The organism is Collinsella aerofaciens (assembly GCF_039752985.1).
Lineage (GTDB): Bacteria > Actinomycetota > Coriobacteriia > Coriobacteriales > Coriobacteriaceae > Collinsella > Collinsella aerofaciens_BT.
The window spans coordinates 1-4724 of record NZ_JBDMHA010000094.1; the positions used below are offsets into that span (position 1 = coordinate 1).

At 63.3% G+C, this 4724-nt stretch carries 5 protein-coding genes; all 5 read left to right on the forward strand.

The window, feature by feature from the left end; genetic code table 11:
- Positions 1-874: Kae1-like domain-containing protein (locus ABHR76_RS09430; RefSeq protein ID WP_488212536.1), on the forward strand; the 874-nt coding region annotated here is incomplete at its 5' end.
- Between the two features lie 134 nt (positions 875-1008).
- Complete coding sequence (locus tag ABHR76_RS09435; protein ID WP_055310039.1) at positions 1009-1269, forward strand: HypC/HybG/HupF family hydrogenase formation chaperone; 261 nt, start codon at positions 1009-1011, stop codon at positions 1267-1269.
- On the forward strand, positions 1269-2381 hold the full coding sequence (hypD, locus tag ABHR76_RS09440) for a hydrogenase formation protein HypD (RefSeq protein WP_225094105.1): 1113 nt from the start codon (positions 1269-1271) through the stop codon (positions 2379-2381). The genes ABHR76_RS09435 and hypD overlap by 1 nt, the downstream gene beginning before the upstream one ends.
- A gap of 48 nt (positions 2382-2429) precedes the next feature.
- Positions 2430-3464: a hydrogenase expression/formation protein HypE gene (hypE, locus tag ABHR76_RS09445; protein ID WP_346977519.1), complete on the forward strand. Its 1035-nt coding sequence runs from the start codon at positions 2430-2432 to the stop codon at positions 3462-3464.
- A gap of 124 nt (positions 3465-3588) precedes the next feature.
- Positions 3589-4257 carry an HAD family hydrolase gene (locus ABHR76_RS09450; RefSeq protein WP_346977521.1) on the forward strand — a complete coding sequence of 223 codons (669 nt, stop codon included), beginning with the start codon at positions 3589-3591 and terminating at the stop codon, positions 4255-4257.
- Positions 4258-4724: the final 467 nt, after the last annotated feature.

A 4724-nucleotide genomic window follows, 5' to 3' on the forward strand; every position in this document is an offset into this window, starting at 1 on the left:
CGCGAGCGTAATGGCCGAGGCCATCGCCGCGGGCCAGCTTACAACCGACGCGCGCGTCCTTGGCATCGCCTTTGACGGCACCGGCGCCGGCACCGATGGGACCATTTGGGGCGGCGAGTTTCTTGTTGCCAGCCTTGGCGGCTTTGAGCGCGCCGCGCATTTGCGCACCTGGGCGCTTCCCGGTGGCGCCGCATCCGTACACGATGCCCGCCGCAACGCCTTTGCCCTGCTCAGCGAGCTCGACCTGCTCGAGCACCCGGGCGCTGCGGGGCTCTTGAACAGCCTTGACGAGCAAACGCGCAGCATAACGGCAACGATGATCGAGCGCGGCATCAACAGTCCGCGCACCAGCAGTATGGGTCGCCTGTTTGATGCCGCAGCCGCGATTTTGGGCATTTGCGACAAGGCAACCTACGAGGGCGAACCCGCCATCGAGCTCGAAGCCGCCGCCTGGCATGCGCTGGACGACGAAATCGCCCATTTTCCCGACGACAGCGCCGGCTATTTCGCATCTGGCCCATCGTGGTTGGACGGCCCTTATGTTCTGGACCAGAAAGCACTCTTTGAGGCACTTTTGGAGGGAATTGAAGCCGGAGCGCCCGCCGACAGGCTCGCACTCGACTTCCATGTCGCCGTCGCGCGCTCCTCGGCGCGCATCGCCACCGAAATCTGCGCGCGCGAGGGCATTGGCACCGTCGCGCTCTCGGGCGGCGTGTTCATGAACCGACTTCTGCTCCAGCTCCTCACCCGCGAGCTCAAATACGCGGGCCTTGCTGTCTTGGTCCCCCACACCGTACCCGTCAATGACGGCTGCATCGCCTACGGTCAGGCGGCGGTCGCAAGCGCTCGTCTTGCGCAGATTGCATCGCAGTAACTCGCCCTCACACGCCGCTGTGCCCAGCCGTCTCACAGGCGTAACGCGTTTGCCCGCAAACCCCGCGAGCGCTACCATCAACTGATGGATTATTGAGCGCCTATCCAGCGCAAAGCGTCTAAAAGGGGAACAATATGTGCCTTGCCGTTCCCGGTAAAGTAGTCAAACGCGACGACGACCTCAAGGCCACCGTCGACATGATGGGCATCGAGCGCCCCGTGTCGCTACGACTCGTGCCGACGGCGCAGGTTGGCGACTATATTCTCGTACACGCCGGCTTTGGCATCCAGATTGTCGACGAGCAGGAAGCACAGGAAACGCTCGAGCTTGTTAATGCCATGTCCGAGCTGGTCGAAGAAGACCAGCTGACCACCAACCCGGCGGAGGCTTACTAGTGGCGCCCGAGCAGCCGGCGCGCTCCGGTATCGATTTCTCGGCATTCCGCGATCCCAAGCTGGCTCGCGAGCTCATCGAGCGCATTCATGAGCTTGTCGGCGACCGCGCCATCAACCTTATGGAAGTCTGCGGCACGCATACCGTGAGCATCGGGCGCTATGGCTTTCGCTCCATTATGCCGGCCGGGCTCAAGCTGCTGAGCGGCCCGGGCTGCCCCGTCTGCGTCACCGCCAACCGCGACATCGACCACGCAATCGCGCTCGCCAACATAGACGGCGCCATCATCACCACCTTTGGCGACATGATGCGCGTGCCCGGATCGTCCACCTCGCTCGCTGCACAAAAGGCGGCAGGGCGTGACATTCGCATTGTGTACTCCCCGCTCGATGCACTCGACATTGCCGAGCAAAACCCCGATCGCCCGGTTATTTTTATGGGCGTGGGCTTTGAGACCACAACGCCCACCATCGCCGCCGCCATCTTGGAGGCCGAAGCGCGCGGGCTTTTGAACTTCTCGGTCTATTGCGCCCACAAGACCACGCCGCCGGCGTTGCGCGCCATCGCTAACGATCCCGAGACCGCCATCGACGGCTTTATCCTGCCGGGACACGTCGCCACCATCACGGGCTTGGCGCCCTTTAGCTTTTTGGTCGACGAATTCAATACCCCGGGCGTGGTCACGGGATTTGAACCGGTCGATATCCTGCAGGGCATCTGCATGCTGGTCCAGATGGTTGTCGAGGACAGGCCGGCGATTGACAACGCCTACCGCCGTGGCGTCAACGCAGACGGCAACCCCGTGGCGCGCCAGCTGGTCGAGCAGGTGTTTGAGCCATGCGACACCACGTGGCGCGGGCTGGGGCCGATTGCCAACTCGGGCCTTTCCATCCGCCCCGAGTTCTCGCGCTTTGATGCCCGCGTTCGCTTTGACGTGCCCGTTGAGCCGACGGTTGAGCCGCGCGGATGCCGCTGCGGCGACGTGCTGCGCGGAGCCATTACGCCGAGCAGCTGCCCGCTCTTTGGCCGCACCTGCACGCCCGAGCACCCCGTCGGCCCGTGCATGGTGAGTTCCGAAGGCAGCTGCGCGGCGTACTACCGTTACCGAGTCTAGCCCGAACGCCCCCGCGCACTGACACCTCCCACGATTGGAGTTTTGGATATGTCCCATAGCATCACCGATAGCACCGTCCTGTTGGGCCACGGCTCCGGCGGACAGATGATGAAGCGCATCATCGATGAGGTCTTTTTGGATGCCTTTGGGTCGCCCGAGCTGCTCGAAGGCAACGATGCCGGCGTCGCCGCGCTGCCCGCGAGCGGGCGCATCGCCATGTCGACCGACAGCTTTGTAGTCTCGCCGCAGTTCTTCCCCGGTGGCAACATCGGCCGCCTCGCCGTGTGCGGAACCGTCAACGACGTCGCGACCTCGGGCGCCAACGTGCGCTACCTGTCGTGCGGCTTTATCCTCGAAGAGGGCTATCCCATGGATAGGCTCCGCCAGATTGTGCAGACGATGGCCGAGACGGCGCACGAGGCGGGCGTGTCCATAATCACGGGCGACACCAAGGTGGTCGAGCGCGGCGGGGCCGACGGCGTCTATATCAATACCGCCGGCGTGGGCGAGGTGCCTGCGGGCGTGGCGCTCAGCGGCGCAAACTGCCAGCCCGGCGATGTCATCCTGGTCTCGGGTACACTGGGCGACCACGGCATCGCTATCATGAGCCAACGCGAGGGTCTGGCGTTTTCGAGCACCATCGAAAGCGACGCCGCGCCGCTCAACCACCTGATTGCCGATGTGCTTTCCGCAGCACCCGACACACGCTGCTTCCGCGACCCCACGCGCGGTGGCCTGGCCTCGACGCTCAACGAGTTTGCGCAGGCCAGCGGCGTTGCCATGGAGATCGACGAGGATGCCGTGCCCGTGCGTCCCGACGTGCAGGCCGCCTGCGAGATGCTCGGCTACGATGTGCTGCAGGTGGCAAACGAGGGCAAGATGGTTGCCGTCGTGCCGGCCGAGCAAGCCGATGCCGCGCTGAGCGCCATGCGCGCCGCCCGCTACGGCGAGAATGCCGCCATCATCGGCCGCGTGCTGCCGCTTGAGTCAGGCGCCCGTCCCGCCGTGCGCGTGCGCACCGGCTGGGGCTCGACTCGTATCCTCGACATGCTCGTGGGAGAGCAGCTGCCGAGAATTTGCTAGGGCGGAACCGCACGGTCGGCGCGATGCGGCTTGATATCCCTGGAGATGTTCAGATTCCAAGCGCGCCCAACGCGGAAGCCCAGTATTATGGGGTGCGTTTTGAAACCCAATGACGGGAGCACCCATGGCAGCAGCTTTTTACCATGTGATTTTTGATTTAGACGGCACCCTTCTCAACACGATTGAGGACCTGGCGGCCGCCGGCAACCACACCTGCGAGATGCACGGCTGGCCCACGTTTGCCGTGGACGAGTACCGCTACAAAGTGGGAAACGGCATGCTTAAGCTGGTCGAGCGCTTTATGCCCGCCGAGTATGCAGGCGACAGCCGTATGTTTGAGCAGACGCTTGCCGAGTTTAGGGCTTACTACGGCGAGCACAAGGAGGACCACACCGCTCCCTACGCCGGCACGATTGAGATGCTCGACCGTCTGCGCGCTGCGGGCGTTCAGCTTGCCGTGCTCACCAACAAGGATCATATTTCGGCAGCCCCGCTTATCGAGAAGTATTTTGGTTCCGAGCGCTTTGCACTGGTACAGGGCCGTGTCGATGCGTTTCCGCCCAAGCCCGAGGCACCCGTCACGCTGCATGTGATGAAGGAGCTGGGCGCCGATCCGGCAACCACGCTCTATGTGGGCGATTCCAATGTCGATGTTCTGACCGGCCACAACGCCGGCCTTAAGAGCGCAGGCGTCAGCTGGGGCTTCCGCGGCCGCGCAGAGCTGGAGGCCGCCGGCGCCGACTACGTGGTGGACACCCAGAACGAGCTAGCGGCGCTGATTCTGGGCGAGTAACGAGCGACACTGCTTAACGCAGCTGCGACAATTCTTCCGCGCGGAAAGCGCATCCCGTTTTGGAGCTCCGGAATGGGATGCGCTTTCCGTTTGAGGCGCATCAGGGAAACCGCATCCCGTTTCAGAGCAATATTCCGGGTCGCACTTTCCGCAACCAACCCCATCCGGAAACCGCGACCCACTATTCGGCCAAAAACCGGGTCGCGGTTTCCCAAGCACTCGATGCAACGCTGCCACAAGGAGTGTCCCCAACTGCCGCCTGGTCATTTAAGAACGTCCCCAATGACTACAAGTGCCGCACCATGGGGACGACGCAGGTAGAGGATGGACAGCGAGCGACGTCCAGGACGAACAAGTTGGCATGAAAAAGGCGAGGCATAGACCTTCTGGTCATGCCTCGCCTTTTGAATGACAAATTGTCGTCCTGGGCGGCGCGCAGCGTCAACTGGTTACGCGGTTCGTAGAAC

What these genes read in the sequence shown, in the direction of transcription:
- ABHR76_RS09435 (WP_055310039.1), top strand. Translation starts at nt 1,009, where the DNA reads ATGTGCCTTGCCGTTCCCGGTAAAGTAGTCAAACGCGACGACGACCTC.
- hypE (WP_346977519.1), top strand. Translation starts at nt 2,430, where the DNA reads ATGTCCCATAGCATCACCGATAGCACCGTCCTGTTGGGCCACGGCTCC.
- ABHR76_RS09450 (WP_346977521.1), top strand. Translation starts at nt 3,589, where the DNA reads ATGGCAGCAGCTTTTTACCATGTGATTTTTGATTTAGACGGCACCCTT.